This window comes from Bradyrhizobium sp. AZCC 1678 (assembly GCF_036924765.1).
In the GTDB taxonomy this organism is placed as follows: domain Bacteria; phylum Pseudomonadota; class Alphaproteobacteria; order Rhizobiales; family Xanthobacteraceae; genus Bradyrhizobium; species Bradyrhizobium algeriense.
The window spans coordinates 2,202,353-2,220,288 of record NZ_JAZHSE010000001.1; the positions used below are offsets into that span (position 1 = coordinate 2,202,353).

Annotated in this window: 20 protein-coding genes; 15 read left to right on the forward strand and 5 right to left on the reverse strand. The window is 61.6% G+C overall.

All coding sequences use genetic code 11. From position 1 onward, the window contains the following. Positions 1-109: 109 nt before the first annotated feature. The 11 genes from V1294_RS10505 to dhaK are packed head-to-tail and all read left to right on the forward strand — an operon-like array spanning position 110 to position 8,716. Entirely contained in the window at positions 110-1,069 is a 960-nt protein-coding gene (locus V1294_RS10505; RefSeq protein ID WP_334496888.1) for a carbohydrate ABC transporter permease, read from the forward strand. Beyond that, on the forward strand, positions 1,066-2,019 hold the full coding sequence (locus V1294_RS10510) for a carbohydrate ABC transporter permease (protein ID WP_334496889.1): 954 nt from the start codon (positions 1,066-1,068) through the stop codon (positions 2,017-2,019). Before V1294_RS10505 ends, V1294_RS10510 begins: the two co-directional genes overlap by 4 nt. Next, entirely contained in the window at positions 2,016-2,228 is a 213-nt protein-coding gene (locus tag V1294_RS10515; RefSeq protein WP_334477613.1) for a hypothetical protein, read from the forward strand. The genes V1294_RS10510 and V1294_RS10515 overlap by 4 nt, the downstream gene beginning before the upstream one ends. A 6-nt stretch (positions 2,229-2,234) precedes the next feature. Continuing rightward, positions 2,235-3,332 (forward strand): ABC transporter ATP-binding protein, encoded by a 1,098-nt coding sequence (locus tag V1294_RS10520; protein WP_334496890.1) that lies wholly within the window; start codon positions 2,235-2,237, stop codon positions 3,330-3,332. Then, the gene (locus tag V1294_RS10525) at positions 3,325-4,332 is read left to right on the forward strand and encodes an ABC transporter ATP-binding protein (protein WP_334496891.1); all 1,008 of its coding nucleotides are present in this window, start codon (positions 3,325-3,327) and stop codon (positions 4,330-4,332) included. The genes V1294_RS10520 and V1294_RS10525 overlap by 8 nt, the downstream gene beginning before the upstream one ends. Beyond that, complete coding sequence (gene dhaL, locus V1294_RS10530; RefSeq protein WP_334477617.1) at positions 4,329-4,943, forward strand: dihydroxyacetone kinase subunit DhaL; 615 nt, start codon at positions 4,329-4,331, stop codon at positions 4,941-4,943. The genes V1294_RS10525 and dhaL overlap by 4 nt, the downstream gene beginning before the upstream one ends. Continuing rightward, a complete protein-coding gene (dhaM, locus tag V1294_RS10535; protein ID WP_334496892.1) occupies positions 4,940-5,341 on the forward strand; it encodes a dihydroxyacetone kinase phosphoryl donor subunit DhaM in 402 nt (133 codons plus the stop codon). The genes dhaL and dhaM overlap by 4 nt, the downstream gene beginning before the upstream one ends. Next, on the forward strand, positions 5,334-5,648 hold the full coding sequence (locus V1294_RS10540) for an HPr family phosphocarrier protein (protein ID WP_334496893.1): 315 nt from the start codon (positions 5,334-5,336) through the stop codon (positions 5,646-5,648). The genes dhaM and V1294_RS10540 overlap by 8 nt, the downstream gene beginning before the upstream one ends. A gap of 5 nt (positions 5,649-5,653) precedes the next feature. Beyond that, the gene (ptsP, locus tag V1294_RS10545; protein ID WP_334496894.1) at positions 5,654-7,255 is read left to right on the forward strand and encodes a phosphoenolpyruvate--protein phosphotransferase; all 1,602 of its coding nucleotides are present in this window, start codon (positions 5,654-5,656) and stop codon (positions 7,253-7,255) included. Beyond that, positions 7,252-7,683, forward strand: coding sequence for a hypothetical protein (locus V1294_RS10550; RefSeq protein ID WP_334496895.1), 432 nt, complete (start codon positions 7,252-7,254; stop codon positions 7,681-7,683). Before ptsP ends, V1294_RS10550 begins: the two co-directional genes overlap by 4 nt. A gap of 43 nt (positions 7,684-7,726) precedes the next feature. Then, entirely contained in the window at positions 7,727-8,716 is a 990-nt protein-coding gene (dhaK, locus tag V1294_RS10555; RefSeq protein ID WP_334496896.1) for a dihydroxyacetone kinase subunit DhaK, read from the forward strand. Between the two features lie 30 nt (positions 8,717-8,746). Here dhaK and V1294_RS10560 read toward each other — a convergent pair whose 3' ends face one another. From V1294_RS10560 to V1294_RS10580, 5 genes are all read right to left on the reverse strand, one after another. Further along, on the reverse strand, positions 8,747-9,886 hold the full coding sequence (locus V1294_RS10560) for a Gfo/Idh/MocA family protein (RefSeq protein WP_334496897.1): 1,140 nt from the start codon (positions 9,884-9,886) through the stop codon (positions 8,747-8,749). After that, on the reverse strand, positions 9,883-10,956 hold the full coding sequence (locus tag V1294_RS10565; protein WP_334496898.1) for a sugar phosphate isomerase/epimerase family protein: 1,074 nt from the start codon (positions 10,954-10,956) through the stop codon (positions 9,883-9,885). Before V1294_RS10565 ends, V1294_RS10560 begins: the two co-directional genes overlap by 4 nt. Before the next feature lie 130 nt (positions 10,957-11,086). Next, positions 11,087-12,568, reverse strand: a complete 1,482-nt coding sequence (locus V1294_RS10570; protein WP_442895436.1) for an NAD-dependent succinate-semialdehyde dehydrogenase — start codon at positions 12,566-12,568, stop codon at positions 11,087-11,089. 23 nt (positions 12,569-12,591) lie between these two features. Beyond that, positions 12,592-13,818, reverse strand: coding sequence for an iron-containing alcohol dehydrogenase (locus tag V1294_RS10575; protein WP_334496900.1), 1,227 nt, complete (start codon positions 13,816-13,818; stop codon positions 12,592-12,594). Continuing rightward, positions 13,815-14,228, reverse strand: coding sequence for a hypothetical protein (locus V1294_RS10580; protein WP_334496901.1), 414 nt, complete (start codon positions 14,226-14,228; stop codon positions 13,815-13,817). Before V1294_RS10580 ends, V1294_RS10575 begins: the two co-directional genes overlap by 4 nt. Before the next feature lie 130 nt (positions 14,229-14,358). On the opposite strand from V1294_RS10580, the gene V1294_RS10585 reads away from it, so the two are divergent. The 4 genes from V1294_RS10585 (at position 14,359) to V1294_RS10600 (ending at position 17,799) form a co-directional block, all read left to right on the forward strand. Then, complete coding sequence (locus V1294_RS10585) at positions 14,359-15,051, forward strand: GntR family transcriptional regulator (RefSeq protein WP_334496902.1); 693 nt, start codon at positions 14,359-14,361, stop codon at positions 15,049-15,051. A gap of 176 nt (positions 15,052-15,227) precedes the next feature. Beyond that, positions 15,228-16,319 (forward strand): ABC transporter ATP-binding protein, encoded by a 1,092-nt coding sequence (locus V1294_RS10590; protein WP_334496903.1) that lies wholly within the window; start codon positions 15,228-15,230, stop codon positions 16,317-16,319. Positions 16,320-16,367: 48 nt separating this feature from the next. Continuing rightward, a complete protein-coding gene (locus V1294_RS10595) occupies positions 16,368-17,270 on the forward strand; it encodes an ABC transporter substrate-binding protein (RefSeq protein WP_334496904.1) in 903 nt (300 codons plus the stop codon). After that, positions 17,221-17,799, forward strand: a complete 579-nt coding sequence (locus V1294_RS10600; RefSeq protein WP_334496905.1) for an ABC transporter substrate-binding protein — start codon at positions 17,221-17,223, stop codon at positions 17,797-17,799. The genes V1294_RS10595 and V1294_RS10600 overlap by 50 nt, the downstream gene beginning before the upstream one ends. Positions 17,800-17,936 lie beyond the last annotated feature (137 nt).

Below are 17,936 nucleotides of genomic sequence, written 5' to 3' on the forward strand. Positions count from 1 at the left end.
GATAGCGGCCTGGAGCGCGGTTCGCTCGCGCTCCAGGCCATTCTTTTCCGCAATACCAGGCCTCTCCTCCGAAGCCGACAATCGCGGCGCATCAGGACCAGCCGACGCCATGAATGATTTGAGTGCCTCATCGCGGATCACATACGGCGCTGTGCCCCTGCAGCCGGGCTTGGCGCGCCGTGTCCGGGGCTTGTCCGACAAGGCTCTCGCATGGCTCTTCATTACCCCGACGATCGTGCTGCTGCTGGCGATTAATATCTTCCCGCTAGTCTGGACCATCTGTCTGTCGTTCACCAACTATCGGGCCAACCGGTCGAACGCACCGGTGAAGTGGCTGGGGATCGATTGGTACCAGACGATCCTGACCGATCCGGACATCTGGGCGGCGATGCAGGTGACGGCACATTTCGTGTTCTGGACCGTCGTCATCGAGACCGTGCTTGGCTTTGGTCTTGCCTTCCTGATTGACAAAAAATTCCGCGGCCACGGCATGTGGACCACGATCATTCTGCTGCCGATGATGCTTTCACCGGCCGTGGTCGGCAATTTCTGGACATTTCTCTACCAGCCGCAGATCGGGCTTTTCAACTATGTGGTCGCTTTCCTCACCGGCCGCTCCGCATCGTCGTTCCAGATGCTGGGCGACGTGACACTCAGTCCCTGGGCGATCGTCATCGTGGACGCCTGGATGTGGACGCCTTATGTGATGCTGATCTGCCTTGCCGGCCTGCGATCGATCCCGGATTACATCTATGAGGCGGCGGAGGTCGACCGCGCCTCGAAATGGCGGCAGTTCTGGTCGATCACTCTGCCGATGGCATTGCCGTTCATCATGCTCGCCGTCCTTTTCCGCGGCATCGAGAACTTCAAGATGTTCGACATGGTCAACCTACTCACCGGGGGCGGGCCGGGGTCGACCACCGAGGTTGCCTCGATCACGCTGAAGCGCGCGGCGTTCGAGAGCTGGAGGACGGGCTATTCCTCGGCATTCGCGATCATCCTGTTCGTGACGGTGTTTGGACTAGCCAACATCTACGTCAAGGCGCTGAACCGGGTGAAGAGCCGATGAGCATCGCCAACACGGCCCATTCCGTCGTCGAACCATCGCTCAATACCAGGCGATTGGCGGGTTCGCTCGTGGTTCTCTATGCCGTAATCACGATGATTCCGTTGGTCTGGATCGTTCTTACCTCATTCAAGTCGCCGGACGATGCGATCTCCTATCCGCCCAAAATCGTCTTTACCCCATCGCTCGAAGGTTACTGCAATCTTTTCACCACGCGATCGCGCCAGACGCCGGACTTCATCCGCACGCTTGGACCGCCGCAGGGGCTTTGCGACGACATTGCGCGCAGTCGCAATATGGTCGTCGCCGGACCGTCGAACTACGTACCGCGTTTCGTCAATTCGCTGATCATCGCGTTCGGCTCGACCGTGCTCGCGGTCGCGCTCGGCACGTTGTCCGCCTACGGCTTCTCGCGATTCCGCGTGCCCCTGAAGGACGACCTGCTGTTCTTCATCCTGTCAACGAGGATGATGCCGCCGATTGCTGTCGCGATCCCGATCTACCTGATGTACCGTACCATCGGGCTGTCGGACACCCGGCTCGGCATGATCCTGCTCTACACCTCGGTCAACGTCTCGCTCGCGGTCTGGCTGCTCAAGGGCTTCATCGACGAGATCCCGCGCGAGTACGAGGAAGCGGCCATGATCGACGGCTATACGCGCTTTCAGGCCTTTGTGAAGGTGGTGCTGCCGCAGGCAACGACGGGAATCGCGGCAACGGCGATCTTCTGCCTGATCTTCGCCTGGAACGAATACGCGTTCGCGGTGCTCTTGACCTCCGGCAACGCGCAGACGGCGCCACCCTTCATTCCGATCATTATCGGGGAGGGCGGGCAGGACTGGCCTGCGGTAGCCGCCGGCACGACGCTTTTTCTGGTGCCGATCGTCGTCTTCACGGTGCTTTTGCGCAAGCATTTGCTGCGCGGCATTACCTTTGGAGCCGTTCGCAAATGAGCCTCGATGCAAATTCCTCAATGCCGGGTCGGAGCTTCGCGGACAGAATTCTGCGACGCGGTCCGCTGGAGGCCGTCGCGACGACGATCATCGCCGCGGGCGTCGTGATGCTGATGCAGCCATTTTCGCTGACGCTCTATTCCTGGTCGTTCGCGACCACTCTGTTCGGGACGGTGATGTTCATCGTTGTCTCGAAGGTCAGGGAGTAGGGCGGGATGGCACAGATCAGGGTCGAAGCGCTCGACAAATCCTTCGGGGACTTCCATGCCGTCAAGGCTGCCAGCTTCACGGTCGAGGACGGCGAGTTCCTCTGTCTGCTGGGTCCTTCCGGCTGCGGCAAGACGACAACGCTCCGCATGATTGCAGGACTGGAATTGCCGACGGCCGGCACCATTCGGTTGGACGGCGAGGACGTCACGATGAACCGCGCATCGGCTCGCGATATCGCTTTCGTGTTCCAGCTGTTCGCCCTCTATCCGCATATGAATGTCCGGCGAAACATCGGTTTCCCCTTGAAATGCGAGGGCATTGGCGCGGCGGAGTCCGACCGGCGGGTCGTGGAGGCCGCGCGTATCCTGCGCATTTCGCATCTTCTCGATCGGCCGGTGTCGGGCCTTGCCGGCGGCGATCGCCAGCGCGTCGCGCTGGGACGGGCGATCGTGCGCAAGCCAAAATGTTTCCTGATGGATGAGCCGCTCGGAGCGCTCGATACCGAAATGCGCGAGGCGATGATCCGTGAATTGCGTGCGCTGCACGACCGGCTCGAAGCAACCACGGTCTACGTCACGCATGACCAGCTCGAGGCCATGGCGATGGCCGATATGATCGCCGTGATGAACAACGGCGTCGTCGAGCAGGTCGCGAGCCCGCGCGACATTTATGACCGGCCTGCGTCGCTGTTCGTTGCGGATTTCATTGGCTCGCCGCCGATGAACTTCCTGCCGTTCCGCGGCAGCCTGCAAGCCGGCGCGCAGGCGATCAGGCTCGGCGAGCGCGACGTCGCCATTCCAGCTGCGCGCCAAGCGCTGCCGGAAAGCGACCTGGTCCTTGGGGTCAGGCCCGAGCACGTGCGCTTCACCGATCGCGGCGCCGTACGGGGCGAGGTCTATGGGTCGGAGTATCTCGGCACGACACAGATCGTGACCGTGACGACGCGCTATGGCGCACTCAAGGCCCGGTCGCCCGCCAGCGTGTCGTTTCGGACCGGAGAGAATGTCGGGCTCGACTTCCGGCCCGATACGCTGTCGATCTTCGACAAGGAGTCCGGCCGGGCGATCCGCACCGTGTTGCATGAGGGAGGCGTGCATGGCTGAGGTCGAGATCAGGGCGGTCTCCAAGGCGTTCAAGAAAACGCAGGCTGTCAGCGACCTGTCGCTGACCATCGGAGACGGCGAGTTCGTCGCTTTGCTCGGGCCGACGGGTGCCGGCAAGACGACGACCTTGCGCCTCATCGCCGGATTGGAGATGCCGGACCATGGTTCGATCCGGATCGGCGGACGCGACGTGACCGGCGATGCGCCGGCCGATCGCGACATCGCTTTCGTGTTCCAGCAATATTCGTTGTATCCGCATCTTACCGTGTTCGAGAACATGGCTTTTGCGTTACGTGCGCCGATCCGCCGCGTACCGGAGGCGGAGATCCGCGCCAAGGTGCGGGAAGTCGCGCGTCTGCTCCACATCGAAACCAAGCTCGATAACAAGGCAACCCAATTGTCGGGTGGACAGATGCAGCGCGTCGCGATCGGCCGGGCTCTGGTGCGCTCGCCCGCGATCTATCTCATGGACGAACCGCTCTCTTCGCTGGATGCCAAGCTGCGCGGCGAAATGCGTCTTGAACTCAAGCGCATTCAGACCGATCTCGGCGCGACCATACTCTATGTTACCCATGATCAGACGGAAGCGATGACGATGGCTTCGCGCATCGGCGTGATCGAGGCCGGGCGGCTGATGCAGATAGGTACGCCGCGCGAGGTTTACGAGAACCCGATCAACGCTCATGTCGCCGCGCGGCTTGGGCAACCGACGATCAACCTCCTGCCGGCGGGTCTCTTTGCCGGCGCGCCGCGCGGGACCAAGACCATCGGCGCGCGCACCGAGCACCTGACGATCGCGCGCGACGGCGGCGACGTGTCGGCGACCGTCACGCGGATCGAGCATCTCGGCGATCAGAGCCACCTCCACCTCGATCTTGGCGGCCAACCCGTCGTGACGTTGTCCGACCCTGAAGCAAGGCTCGGCCCTGGGGATATCGTGTCGCTTCGGCTCAACAAGCCGCTGTTCTTTGATGCGGCCGGCGGGAGGGTCGCGGCATGAGTCTCGATCGGGGAGCCAGGGAAAAACTGGTGCGGGCGCTCGCCGCGTCAATGATCGAGCACGCCGAAGAATTGACCAGCCTGGATCAGGCGATCGGCGACGGCGATCACGGATTGAACATGAAGCGGGGTTTCGAGGCCGTGCTCGCGACGCTACCCGGCCTTGCGGACAAAGCATTGCCGGAGATGCTGAAGGCGATAGGAATGACGCTGGTCATGAAGGTCGGCGGCGCCTCCGGGCCACTGGTCGGCACCTTCTTCATGGAACTTGGCAAGGCGCTTCCGGAGCAGCCGGCGCGTACCGATCTCGTCGCGGCGGCGGATAAGGCGATCGACGCGGTCAAGATGCGCGGGCGATCCGAAGCGGGGCAGAAAACCTTGCTGGATGTTCTGGTGCCGGTGCAAGCCGTGTTTGCGGGGGGCGGTGATGCCAAGGCGATTGCGGCCGAGGCGGCGCAAGCCGCCGATCGCACGACGCCGATGCTTGCGACCCGCGGCCGGGCATCCTTCCTCGGCGAAAGATCCATCGGCCATATGGACCCGGGGTCGCGCTCGGCGTCCCTTCTGATCAGTGCAGCAATTGCGGCACTGGAATTCGAGGCAACTTCATGAGCAATTCAAGTTCCGGCAATGTCGGCATCGTCATCGTTTCGCATTCCTCCAAAATCGCGGAAGGCGCAGCGGACATGGTGCGTCAGATGGTAGGCAATGCCGTGCCGCTCGCCTGGACCGGCGGCGATGCCGATGGAGGGCTCGGCACCAATGTCGCCGGTATCCTCAAGGCAATCGAGGCTGCCTGGTCGTCGGCCGGCGTGGCGATCCTGGTCGATCTTGGCGGGGCGGAGACGAATTCGGAGATGGCGGTAGAGATGCTGGCCGAAGATCGACGTGCGCGCGTCGTTGTCTGCAATGCGCCGGTGGTGGAGGGCGCCGTGATCGCAGCGACCGAGTCCTCGGGCGGTTCGTCACTTGCTGCCGTCAAACGTAGCGCGGAGGAATTCTATGCATGATGTCAACGCTAGCCGGGCGTCTAACGCCTTCGTGCCGCTGATAGCCTCGGCGGTTCTCGTCAATGCCGTCGGTCTTCATGCGCGGCCGTCGGTCAAGCTCACGCAGTGCGCGAAACGCTTTGCGGCGAAGATCGAACTCGCGCTTGCGCCGGACGGTCCCTGGACGGATGCGAAGAGCCCGGTAAAGGTGATGCGCGTCAAGGCCCCGCAGGGAGCGACGTTGCACTTCCGCATCACCGGCCCCGATGGCACGGCAGCGCTTGCTGCCGTGCTTGCGCTTGTGCATGACGGTTTCGGCGAGGCCTGATCGCGGTGGCAGAGATCCATCTTATCGGCCGTGCTGCCTCGCCGGGTCTCGCGATCGGGCCGGTCACCATGCTGACTGCGGCTGTGGTGGTCAGGCGGGCGGCGAGCGACGATCCCGCGCAGGAGGCGGCGGCACTGCGGGCGGCAATTGAAGGCGCGAGGGCGGAGATCGCCGAGCAGATCAAGACGATTCAGGGCGAGGTGGCCGACATTCTGGAATTCCAGGTCGCCATGCTTGAAGATGATGCGCTGGCGGATGCGGCATATGAGGTCATCTCGGAGGGGATCACTGCCCATCATGCCTGGCGCTTGGCACTCGACGTGGAGATCGCTGGCTATCGCGCGGCTGAAGATGAATATTTCCGTGCTCGTGCCGCCGATATCGTCGACATCCGGGATCGCGTGCTCGCGCATTTGAGCGGCGTGGACACCGTCGCCAGGATTACCGGTGGCTCGATCGTGGCGGCTGACGACATCACGCCTTCCGCTTTTCTTGCCGCCGACTGGTCACACGGCGGCGCCATCGCGCTGGCCGGGGGCTCACCTTCCTCGCATGTCGCGATGTTGGCGCGGGCGCGCGGGGCGCCCATGGTCGTCGGGCTCGGTCCGTTGTCGTGGAACGGGCAGCCGCCGGCGTTGGCACTGGTCGATGGCGATGCAGGAAGCGTGATCTTCGATCCCGAGCCGGAAACGCGTCGCCGGTTCGAGCAGCGCATGGCGGCTGCGAACGCTGCGCTGGCCGCCGCCGAGAGCGCCAGGCTTGCGCCTGCCTATACGGCCGACGGCCGGCGGATCGCGGTTCTGCTCAACATCGCCGCCCCTGAAGACCTTGCAGGCCTCGATCCCGCAATCTGCGACGGCATTGGTCTTGTGCGCACCGAATTTCTGTTCGAGACGTCTCTTGGCCTGCCCGACGAGGACACGCAATATGCAGTCTATCGGCGCATTCTCGACTGGGCCCAGGGAAGGCCGGTGACGATCCGCACCCTCGATGCCGGCGGCGACAAGCCAATCAAGGGCTTGACGATCGATGGTGAGAGCAATCCGTTTCTCGGTCTTCGCGGCATTCGCCTCTCGCTTGCGCGACCGGAGGTGTTTCGCGTGCAACTGCGGGCGCTGTCGCGCGCGGCGGTGCACGGGGTACTGAAAGTGATGCTGCCGATGATCGCCGTTCCCGGAGAGCTCGATCGTGCCGGTGTCATGCTTGACGCCGAGTTCGCGGCGCTCAGGGCGGAAGGGACCGCTTGCGCCCGGCCGCCGCTGGGTATCATGATCGAGGTTCCGGCGGCCGCGCTCTGCGCCGAGGATTTCGACGCTGCGTTCTATTCGATCGGATCGAACGATCTGACCCAGTATACGATGGCTGCGGCGCGCGATATCGGTTCGGTCGCCGACCTCAACGATGCGGGCCATCCGGCGGTGCTGGCGCTGATCGCCCGCACTGTTGAGGCCGCGCGCAAGCGCGATGTCGAAGTCTCGCTCTGCGGCGACGCTGCCGCCGACACCCGCCTGACGAAGGCGCTGCTTGCAACCGGACTGACGAGCCTTTCGGTGGCGCCGGTTGCGGTAGCGCGGCTCAAGGCGGCGATCGCAAAGGTAGGGTCATGACGAACGAAGCACACGAAGATACCCGCGGGCCTGGTGACAGCAATGTCGCCGACTACAAGCTCATCCTGCGGCGGGTACTCGACAACCGACCTTCCGGGACCCGGCTCAAGCTCGCGGCGGCGCTGGGCAAGAACCGCTCCTTCGTGACCCAGATCACCAATCCGGCCTATCTGGTGCCAATTCCGGCGAAACATGTCGCGATTATCTTCGATGTCTGCCATCTGTCCGGCGCCGAGCGCGCGGCATTCCTGGAAGCCTACGGACGCGCGCATCCCGGCCGCCTGCGCACATCCCATCGCGAAGCGCGCACGCGCACCATCGCGGTGACGGTGCCGGATCTCGGCGACGACAAGAAGAACCGCGCGCTCGAACAACTCATCATCGATTTTGCGGCGCAACTCGCGCGCTACGCCGAGAGCGTCGGCTGACGGATTGATCCGGACCGAAAAAATGAGGCACGGGAGGGCGTTTATGAAAAAGCTGATCAACGGCGCCGAGACAGTACTCGAGGAAAGTCTCGACGGCTTTGCCGCCGCGCATGCGGATATTCTGCTTCTTGGTGCCGAACGCAAATTCGTGCGCCGCCGCACGTTGAAGTCCGGCAAGGTTGCCCTGATTTCAGGTGGCGGTTCAGGGCATGAGCCATTGCATGCGGGCTTTGTCGGCCACGGCATGCTCGATGCCGCCTGTCCCGGCCAGGTCTTCACCTCGCCGACACCGGACCAGATGATCGAGGCCGCCGAGGCCGTCGACACCGGCGCAGGCGTGCTCTTCATCGTCAAGAACTACGAAGGCGATGTCATGAACTTCACTATGGCCGCCGAGATGGCCGGGCGGGAAGTGGCGAGCGTGGTGACCAACGACGACGTGGCGGTGGAGAAATCGACCTACACGACCGGCCGCCGCGGTGTCGCGGGAACGCTAATCGTGGAAAAGATGGTCGGCGCCGCGGCCGAGGCCGGAATGCCGCTTGCCGCTCTCAAGGCGCTCGGCGATGAAATCAACCGGCGTACGCGCTCGATGGGCGTGGCGCTGTTGCCGTGCACCGTGCCGGCGGCGGGGCGGCCGAACTTCACGCTGGCCGACGACGAAATGGAAATGGGGGTCGGTATTCATGGCGAGCCTGGCCGACGCCGGGTACGGCTGGCTTCCGCCGATGCGATTGCCGAGGAACTCGTTGGCGCGATCCTCAAGGACCTTGCGCCGGAGCCGGGCAGTGAAGTTCTGCTTCTCGTCAACGGGTTCGGCGCAACGCCGCTGATCGAGCTTTATTTGATGGTCAACAGCGCCAAGCGAATTCTGGAAGGTGCAGGGATCACGGCAGCGCGGTTCCTGACCGGATCCTACGTCACATCCCTCGACATGGCTGGCGTGTCGATCACCGTGTCCGTGCTTGATGGCCAAGCAAAGGAATTGTGGGACGCTCCCGTCCACACGGCGGCGCTGCGCTGGGGCACATGATCCACCTCCCGCGGCATCTAGCCGCGCGCCTTACACGTCGCTGAGGCTTGTCCACATGCTCTGATTGTCACTCGATCGGACCGCGGCGGCGATGAATTCCATTCCTTCAATCCCGTCAGCGAGCGATGGCAGGTCGGGACAGGCAGTGTCTCCGGAGCGGATCAGTTGAGCAAACTGACTGTAAAGTGTGGCGAACGCCTCGAGATAACCTTCGGGGTGCCCGCTCGGCAGTCGAACCTGAATCGGAGGGGCGTCACCGGAAATCGCGCCGCCTCGCGTAAGAAGTTGCTTGGGCCTGCCAAATTCGGTGAACCACATCTGGTTTGGATTCTCCTGGCGCCACTCAAGCCCGGCCTTTTCGCCGTAAACGCGAAGCTGCAGACCATTTTCGCAGCCTACGGCAACTTGGCTGGCCCACAGCATCCCGCGTGCATTGCCTTCAAACCGCAGCAGTATGTGCACGTTGTCGTCGAGCCGTCTGCCCTCCACGAAAGTCGACAGGTCCGCACTTACGGCCGCCGTTTTTAAGCCCGTGACAAATCGTGCAAGGTTATGGGCGTGCGTACCGATGTCTCCGATAGCACCGCCTGGTCCTGAACGAGCAGGATCCGTGCGCCAATCCGCCTGCTTGTTTGAAAGAGGGCGAGTTAGCCAATCTTGCGGATACTCGACTTGAACTACCCGAATCTTGCCCAGATCACCATTCGCCACCATGGCACGCGCCTGTCGTACCAAGGGATAACCCGTGTAATTGTGCGTCAACAGAAACTTCGCGCCGTTCTTGGGCTTGATTTTGGCCAGCGCACGAGCCTCATCGAGCGTTGACGTAAGGGGCTTGTCGCAAATCACATGAATTCCAGCCTCAAGAAATGCCTTGGCCGGCGCAAAATGCAGGTGATTTGGCGTGACGATTGAGACGGCCTGAATGCCGTCTTCGCGGGCAGCCTCTTTAGCCGCCATCTCGGCAAAGCTGGTATATATCCGGTCTTCGGCCAGCCCAATCTTTCTACCGGATTCCTGAGCCAGGGCAGGATCGGAGGACAGCGCTCCCGCAACCAGTTCATAATCGTCGTCAATTCGCGATGCAATTCGGTGCACGTAGCCAATGAAGGCTCCGATCCCACCACCGACCATTCCCAATCGGATGCGCGACGCCTCGCTGTCTCTCATGACATGCCCTCATCTGACCGCAGACCAAGCATTCTCAGATTTGCTTCCCTATTTGTGCCGGAGCCCGCAAAGTCGTCAAAAGCTCGCTCGGTTACCCGTATGATGTAATCGGAGATCAACCGGGCTCCTTCCCGAGCGCCATCTTCCGGATGCTTTAGTGCGCATTCCCACTCCAGCACGGCCCACCCCGCGTAATCGTAGGCCGTGAGCTTCGAAAAGATCGATCGAAAATCAACCTGACCGTCTCCAATCGATCGGAAACGTCCGGCGCGGTTGACCCACGACTGAAAACCTCCGTAGACACCCTGCCTGCCGGTTGGATTGAATTCGGCATCCTTGACGTGGAATGCCTTGATGCGCTGGTGATAGATATCGATGAAATCGAGATACTTGAGTTGCTGCAGCACAAAATGACTTGGGTCGTAAAGAATATTGGCGCGAACGTGGTTCTTCACTTGATCGAGGAACATTTCGAAAGTTGCACCGTCATGCAGATCCTCGCCCGGATGTAACTCATAGCAAACGTCTACGCCGTAGTGATCGAACTCATCCAGAATTGGTAACCATCGGCGGCCAAGCTCACTAAAGGCATCGTCGATCAGGCCCTCGGGGCGTTGGGGCCAGGGGTAGATGAAAGGCCACGCAAACGCGCCCGAAAAAGTTGCATGGGCATTCAGACCAAGGTTGCTCGAAGCCCTTGCGGCCCATTTCAATTGTTGAACTGCCCACGCCGTCCGGGCGGAGGAATTGCCATGGACTGCAACCGGCGCGAAACCATCAAAAGCACTGGAGTAGGCTGGATGCACTGCCACCAGTTGCCCCTGAAGGTGCGTCGACAATTCAGAAATCTCGAGTCCATGACGATTGACTGTGCCACGCAGTTCATCCGCATATGTTTTCGACGTCGCAGCCTTTTCCAGGTCAATAAAGCTGGAAACCCAGCTAGGTATCTGCACGCCCTTGTATCCAAGACCCGCTGCCCAGGCGCATATGTTATCCAAGGTATCAAACGGAGCAGCTTCAGCGGCGAACTGAGCCAGGAATATTGCCGGTCCCTTGATGGTGCGCACAATTAATCTCCTCTCTCTTGTCTTCGAAGGGCCTGAGCCTGATGGCTCTGGACCCCACCGCAGTTCTGCTTCTTACGCCACGGCGCGACATGGTCACGGTTGAAGGGATCGCGCTGCACTTGTCCTCCGTCTACATCGTGACGGCGAGATATTTCGCCTCCATGAACTCGGCGATGCCATGCCCCCGTCCGCCTTCGCGTCCAATGCCGCTCTGCTTGACGCCGCCGAACGGGGCGGCCGGATCTGACATGAGGCCGCGATTGAGCGCGATCATACCCGTTTCAATCTTCGCGGCTACACGCATGCCGCGGGCAAGATCGCGGGTGTAGATGTAGGCGGCGAGCCCGTATTCCGTGTCGTTCGCCCGCTCGATCGCCTCGCTCTCCCGTTCGAAGCGCGAGATCGGCGCCACAGGACCGAAGATTTCCTCTTGCGCCATCGCGGCGTCGGCCGGCACGTCGCAGAGGACTGTCGGAGGATAGTAAAATCCCGTCCCGCTCCCGACCGAGCCCCCGCACAGAACGCGCGCGCCACGCGCGACGGCGTTCTGAACCAGCCGATCGATCTTATCGACGGCCTTTTTCGTGATCATAGGACCGCATTCGGTGGTGGCTTCGACGCCCGCGCCCACTTTGAGCGCCGTCATGCGCTCTCGAAGCCCTTCGGCGAAGGCGTCGTGGATGCCGGATTGCACATAGACGCGGTTTGCGGCGGTGCAGGCTTCGCCGGCGTTGCGCATTTTCGCTACCATCGCGCCGTCGAGCGCGGCCTCGAGATCGGCGTCGTCGAAGACGATGAACGGCGCGTTGCCGCCGAGTTCCATCGAGCACGAGATGACGTGCTTGGCCGCTTCGGCGAGGAGGAGGCGGCCAACTCCGGTCGAGCCGGTGAACGACAGTTTCCGCACCCGTGGATCCGCCAGCATGGCGGCGGTGGCCGGAGCAGGATTGGAAACCGTAAGGACGTTGACGACGCCCGGGGGAACGCCGGCTTCTTCATACAGCGCAGCGAGCGCGTAGGCCGTGAGCGGCGTCTCGCTCGCGGGCTTGAGAACAACCGTGCAGCCCGCTGCCAGGGCGGGAGCGATCTTGCGCGTCGCCATGGCCGCCGGGAAGTTCCAGGGCGTGATCAAAACGCAGACGCCGATCGGCTGATAGTCGACGATGATGCGGTTCGTGCCCGAAGGAGCGAGGCCGAACTCGCCGATGATTCGCACGGCTTCCTCGGCGTTCCAGCGGAAGAACTCGGCGGCATAGGCGACCTCGCCGCGCGCATCGCGCAAAGCCTTGCCGTTCTCGATTGATATCAGCTCGGCGAGCGTTTCCGAACGCTGGGTCATCAATTCGAAGCAGCGCCTCAAAATCTCGGATCGCTTGCGCGGCGGCGTCTCCCTCCAGCCGGCCGCTGCCCGGGCGGCGGCCTCCACCGCTGCCTCGACGTCGACCATGGCCGCATCGGGAACCTCGGCGATCACGCGCTCGGTGGACGGATCGACCACCTCGATAAGCCGGCCGTCAGCGGCCTGCCGCCATTGGCCGTCGATATAGAGGCCGCGCGAATAAGCGCGGAGGTCGAGGGTTTCGTGGTCGGTCTTGAACGTGTGCTGGGGCATGCTCATGACGGGGTCCTGTCAGCTCAGATGGCGCTGCCGGCGAGATCGCCGTCGTAGGCGGCTTTCACCAGTCGTTTCATCGCGGGAAGGTCGAACGGGCGGGGATTGTTCTTGATCAGCCGATCGATGCCGAGGGCGAGTTCTGCGGTCCAATCAATCTTGTCGGCGGGAAGTCCAAGACCGGCCAATGTCGGAGTGATCCCAATCGCCGCGAACATGCGGCTGATTTCTTCAATCGTCGTGCGGGCCATCTCGCCGTCGCTCCGGCTCGAGCGCTCGAGGCCGAGAGCGACTCCGACTTTGGCGATTTCGGTTGTCGCCGCGGAGCAATTATAATTCATCACATAAGGCAGCATGGTCGCGACGCCGAGCCCGTGCGGCGTGTGGGTTAAGGCGCCGATCGGATATTGCACCGCGTGCGCGGCCGCTGTTCCCGCGGTTCCGAACGCGCAGCCGGCCGCCAGAGCTCCCATCATCACATCCGCCCGCGCGTCCTCGTCGGCACCATCGCGGCAGGCCTTCTCGAGACTGCGTCCCAGTAGCTTGATGGCGAGCAGAGCGAAGTGATCGGTAAGCGCCGTCTTGCCGATGAAAACATGTTTCTGCGGCAGGTCGGAAGCGACATCGCGTCTAACCGCAGTGAAGGCCTCGATCGCGTGGGTCAAGGCGTCGGCCCCTGCGATTGCAGTCAGGGACGGCGGACACGTCATCGTCAGTTCCGGGTCGCAGATCGCAGCGGTGGCAATCAGGTGGGGGCTCGAAATGCCGACCTTTAAAATTCGATCAGAATCGGAGATCACCGCGACCGGCGTCACTTCCGAACCGGTGCCTGCTGTGGTCGGCGCGGCGATCACTGGCAGGATCGGACCCGGCACCTTGAACTCACCATAGTAGTCCTGAAGCTTGCCGCCATGGCTGATCAGCAAGGCTGCGCATTTCGCAAGATCGAGACAGCTGCCGCCGCCGATGCCGATCACCATATCGGGCATGAAGCTGCGAGCCTCCTCAACGCAGACGCCGACCGTGTCGACCGGCACGTCCGGCTGCACGCGATCATGAACGAAAATCTCAACCGACGACGCTTTTAAGCCCGCGACGATTTCGGAAAAAACGGCCGTGCCGGCGAACCGCTCGTCGGTGCACAGGAGCGCTCGACGCCCATGTTTGGCTGCGACGGTGGAAAGCGCGTGGCGCTGACCCTTGCCAAATAAAATCTCGCGGGGCAGCCTCAGGGCGGCGAACAGGGTCATAATGCATATCCTCTGGCGACGGACGAATTGGATTGTGCGCGACCGAGTTCGCTCCAGAGGCGAGGTTCAATCTCAGAGCCGTTCTCGGCGCGAAGGCGACCCGCGCTGTCGCCGGGACTGCCGACAGGCGCGCCGGCCTGCATGGGCGGCGCAGCGCGAACCAGATCCATATAGCCGGAGAGTCTCGGTACCGATTCCGGAGCGGAGCTCAGATCTATCGCAAGGATGACGTCGCCCTTGCAGGTGGCGTCGGATCGCCAGCGCCCGACGCTGCGCGTGCGGGATTCGGTCAAACCGCGTTGAACACGATGGAGTTGTTGCAGGCCATGCGACGGGTGCCCCGTCAGTTCGGCATCAAAGAGCACGTCGGCTTGGTGAAGTTCATTTTCTTCCAAAGCATCACGCTCCATGAGCAAGCCCGCGCCTGCGCCCGAGTTTGCACCGTTCAATCTTCGTCGATTAAATCCTATATGATATAGGATTGAATATTGCGCAAGATCCTGCTAGAAGCGACTTGTGTCAAGAGGCAGACCGAAATCGATGAACGTCACCAATCCTTCTCAAACCGGGGCCGCCAGCGGGCAGATCGATCGCCCCACCAGTCTGGCGGGCGACGTGTATGAGGCGATTTTTGCGCAGCTCATGTCGCTCAAGATCGCGCCCGGCGCGCGCATCACGGTCGATAGCCTGGTCCGCGAATTCAACGTGTCGCAAACGCCTATCCGTGAGGCGCTAGGTCGGCTCGAGGGTGAAGGGTTGGTGCTGAAGACGCACTTGATCGGCTATCGCGCGGCGCCGCAGATCACGAAGCGCCAGCTTGACGAAATCTATGAGCTTCGATTGCGTCTCGAGCCCTACAGCGCCGCGAAGGCGGCGGCGCGCATGGACGACACGAAGCTGGCGATGCTTCGCGAAGCGGCCGGCATGATGGCCCGCCGGGAAGGCAAGGACGAACGCCTGCGGTACTCGAACTTCGCGCGGCAGGACGCCGACTTTCACGACAAGATCTTGGCCTGCGCTGAGAACGAACTCATTCGTCAAGCCATCGCTTTCCAGCACACTCACTTTCACATTTTTCGTCTCATGTTCCATTCGCGCGTCACCGAAGAGGCTCTCGACGAGCACGAAGCCATACTGGCAGCCTTCGCGGCTGCGGACCCCTTGGCCGCCGAAGAAGCGATGCGCGTTCATATAGAACGCTCTCGCGATCGCCTGCTGTTAGCGTTCGATTGAGCCGCCCCCGATGTCGATGAATGTCACAACGGACAGAGTAAAAGTGGTCATGCGGCTCGGAAGCGGCGAAGCGAAGGCAGTTGAGCCTGTCCTGCAGGCGACGAACCTCTCGAAGCAACACGGCTCAGTGACCGTGCTTGCGGAGGTCACGCTCGGCGGTGGTCTGGGAGATGGCAATGGGGCAGTCTGAGAAATCTGCACTGCGTTTGACAAATGTAAGCAAGTCATACGGCCGCGTGCGGGCCCTTGAAAACCTGTCCTTCAGGGTGGCGGAAGGTCGTTTCTTCGTATTGTTTGGGCCGAGCTCAGTTGGCAAGACGACGACGCTTCGCACCATCGCTGGTCTCATCGCTCCGGAACGCGGGCACGTCGAGATTTTTGGCAAGGATTGGACGCATGAGCCGATTGCGGGCCGGGGCGTGTCAATGGTGTTCCAGTCCTTCGCGCTCTATCCGCACCTCACCGTTTACGACAACCTCGCCTATCCGCTGATCGAAGAAAAGCGCCCACGTGAGGAGATCGATCGCCGCGTGAAGGAGACGGCGGCGATGCTCCGGCTCGACACGAAGGTCAATCGAAAGCCCAATACGCTTTCGGGGGGCGAACAGCAGCGCGTGGCCTTGGGTCGCTCCTTAATACGCCGCCCCAGGATCCTGTTGCTGGACGAGCCTTTGACCAATCTCGACGCGAAGCTCCGCCATGAGATGCGGGCGGAACTGAAGCGCCTTCACCGCCAGTTTGGTCTTACCATCGTCTACGCCACACCCGATGAGCTCGAAGCCCTCTCGATGGGTGAGGAAATCGCAGTGATGCGCGACGGCGGCGTGGTGCAGATCGGAACGCCGGACGAGCTCTTCGAAGCGCCGTGTGATCTGTATGTGGCAAGCAAGATCGGCTCGCCCCACATGAACATGATCAAAGGCAGGCTGGCCACAGACAACGCCGCCCTCGAATCCGCAATTGGGCCACTACCTTTCGTGAAAAAGCTGCAAGCCGCAGAAGCGGGCGAAGCGGCCGTGGTCGGCATCCGCCCGAGCGACGTGCGCTTTGCCGGGAAGGGCGAGCAAGGCCTCAAGACCAATATTTCCATGCTTGAGCCGCTGGGGGACGTCACGATCGTGTCCGTGGAAACCGGCGGCGAAACGCTGCGCATGGTGTTGCCGGAATCTGCCGCCTCGGGTTTGCAGCCCGGCCAACAGGCGGCAGTTATTCTCGATCCAAGCAAATTCTACATCTTCCGCGCTTCGAGTGGACGGACGATGGCCTGAGGCGAGCGATTTAAAAGAAAAAATGAAACCCAAACGGAGGAGACCAGGATGACCGCGACAAGGGAGATCAACGGGATAGTGATGGCGGCCGGGCTTGCCGCTTCGCTGGTGCTGGGAGCGACGGTTGCTTTCGCCGGTGATGTGACGCTGACGATGGCTGTGCCGGATTGGCCACCAACGCGCATCATGAAGAAGTTCTTCGACGAGCAGTACAAGCCAAAGTCCGGCAACACGGTGAAGCTCCAGGTGGATTTCATTCCGTGGCCAGATTTCTATACCCGCGTGAATGCGTCGCTCACATCAGGCGAAAAGAAGTATAACTTCATCGTGTCGGACTCGCAGTGGCTGGGCGCGTTCGTCGAGGGCGGCTATTTCCGGAAGATCAACGATCTGCTCAACGCAGATCCCGAGTTCATGAAGACGTTCAAGGACATCCATCCGAACGCACTGAACTCCTACTCAACTTATCCGCACAAGTCGGAAAATTACTACGGCTTTCCGCAGTTTCCCGATGTGCTGGTGAACTTCGCGCGAAAGGACATTATCTGCCACGAAGCAGAACAGAAGAACTTCATGGCGAAATTCAACCAGAAACTTCCCTGCACGAGCGAAGAGCTCGACGCCATGACTTGGGACGACTTCAAGAACGTCGGCGAATTCTTTCGGCGCAAGAAGGGCGAGATGCTGGCCGGCAAGCCCGCCGAAGACGATTTTTACGGCATCGCGTTTCAGGCGGGCAAGAGCTACGACTTCTCGTCTATGCAGATCAACGGCTTTATTTGGCAAATGGGTGGTGACATCTGGGATGAGACCCAGGCACCCACCAGCAAAGCGGAGGGTTGTTGTGAACTCGCCGGCGGCCGTGAAGGCGCTGGAGAAGTATCTGAGCCTGATCGCATACATGCCACCTCTCGCCAAGACGGGCACGATGGACATCTTCAAGTCGGATGAGCTGTTCCGCCAAGGTAAGGTGGCCATGAGCGTCAACTGGATCGGCCTTGCCGAAGCCTCGCTTGATCCGAAAACTTCGAGGGTCTCAGACAGCCTGGTGTTCGGCATGATGCCGGGAACCAAAGGTGCTGACGGCAAGCTGGTCCGCTGGTCCAATATTGGCGGCCAGCCCTTCGTGCTGACCACCTGGACGACCGACGCACAGATCAAGGAGGCCGTGGAATTCGTGAAGTGGTGGCTGTCGTCGAACATTCAGCACCAGTTTGCGGCGGCCGGCGGTCAGTCTGCCATTAAGTCCGTGTACTCGGATCCGAAGTACGTAACTTACCGCCCCTGGAACAGGGCTTGGGCTCCTTCGCTGGATTGGCAGAAGGACGTGTGGCACGTGCCGCAGTTCTTCGAGTTACTAACCCAGCAGCAAGACCAGTACGATCTCGCCATTACTGGCAGGCAGGATGCCAAGACGACTCAGGACAATATCGCCAAGTTCCAGCAGCGCCTGCTCAAGGAGGTGGGGCTGATCAAGTGACATGACGCGTGAGCTCTGCGAGCGGCGCAATTGCGAGGCTTGGCCGGGGAAGAGACTTCGTCCTCCTTCCCCGGCCAATTGAAAGACATGGCCAGACGCCGACCGGGGTCGCACGAGGCCGCTCAGCAACGCACAGG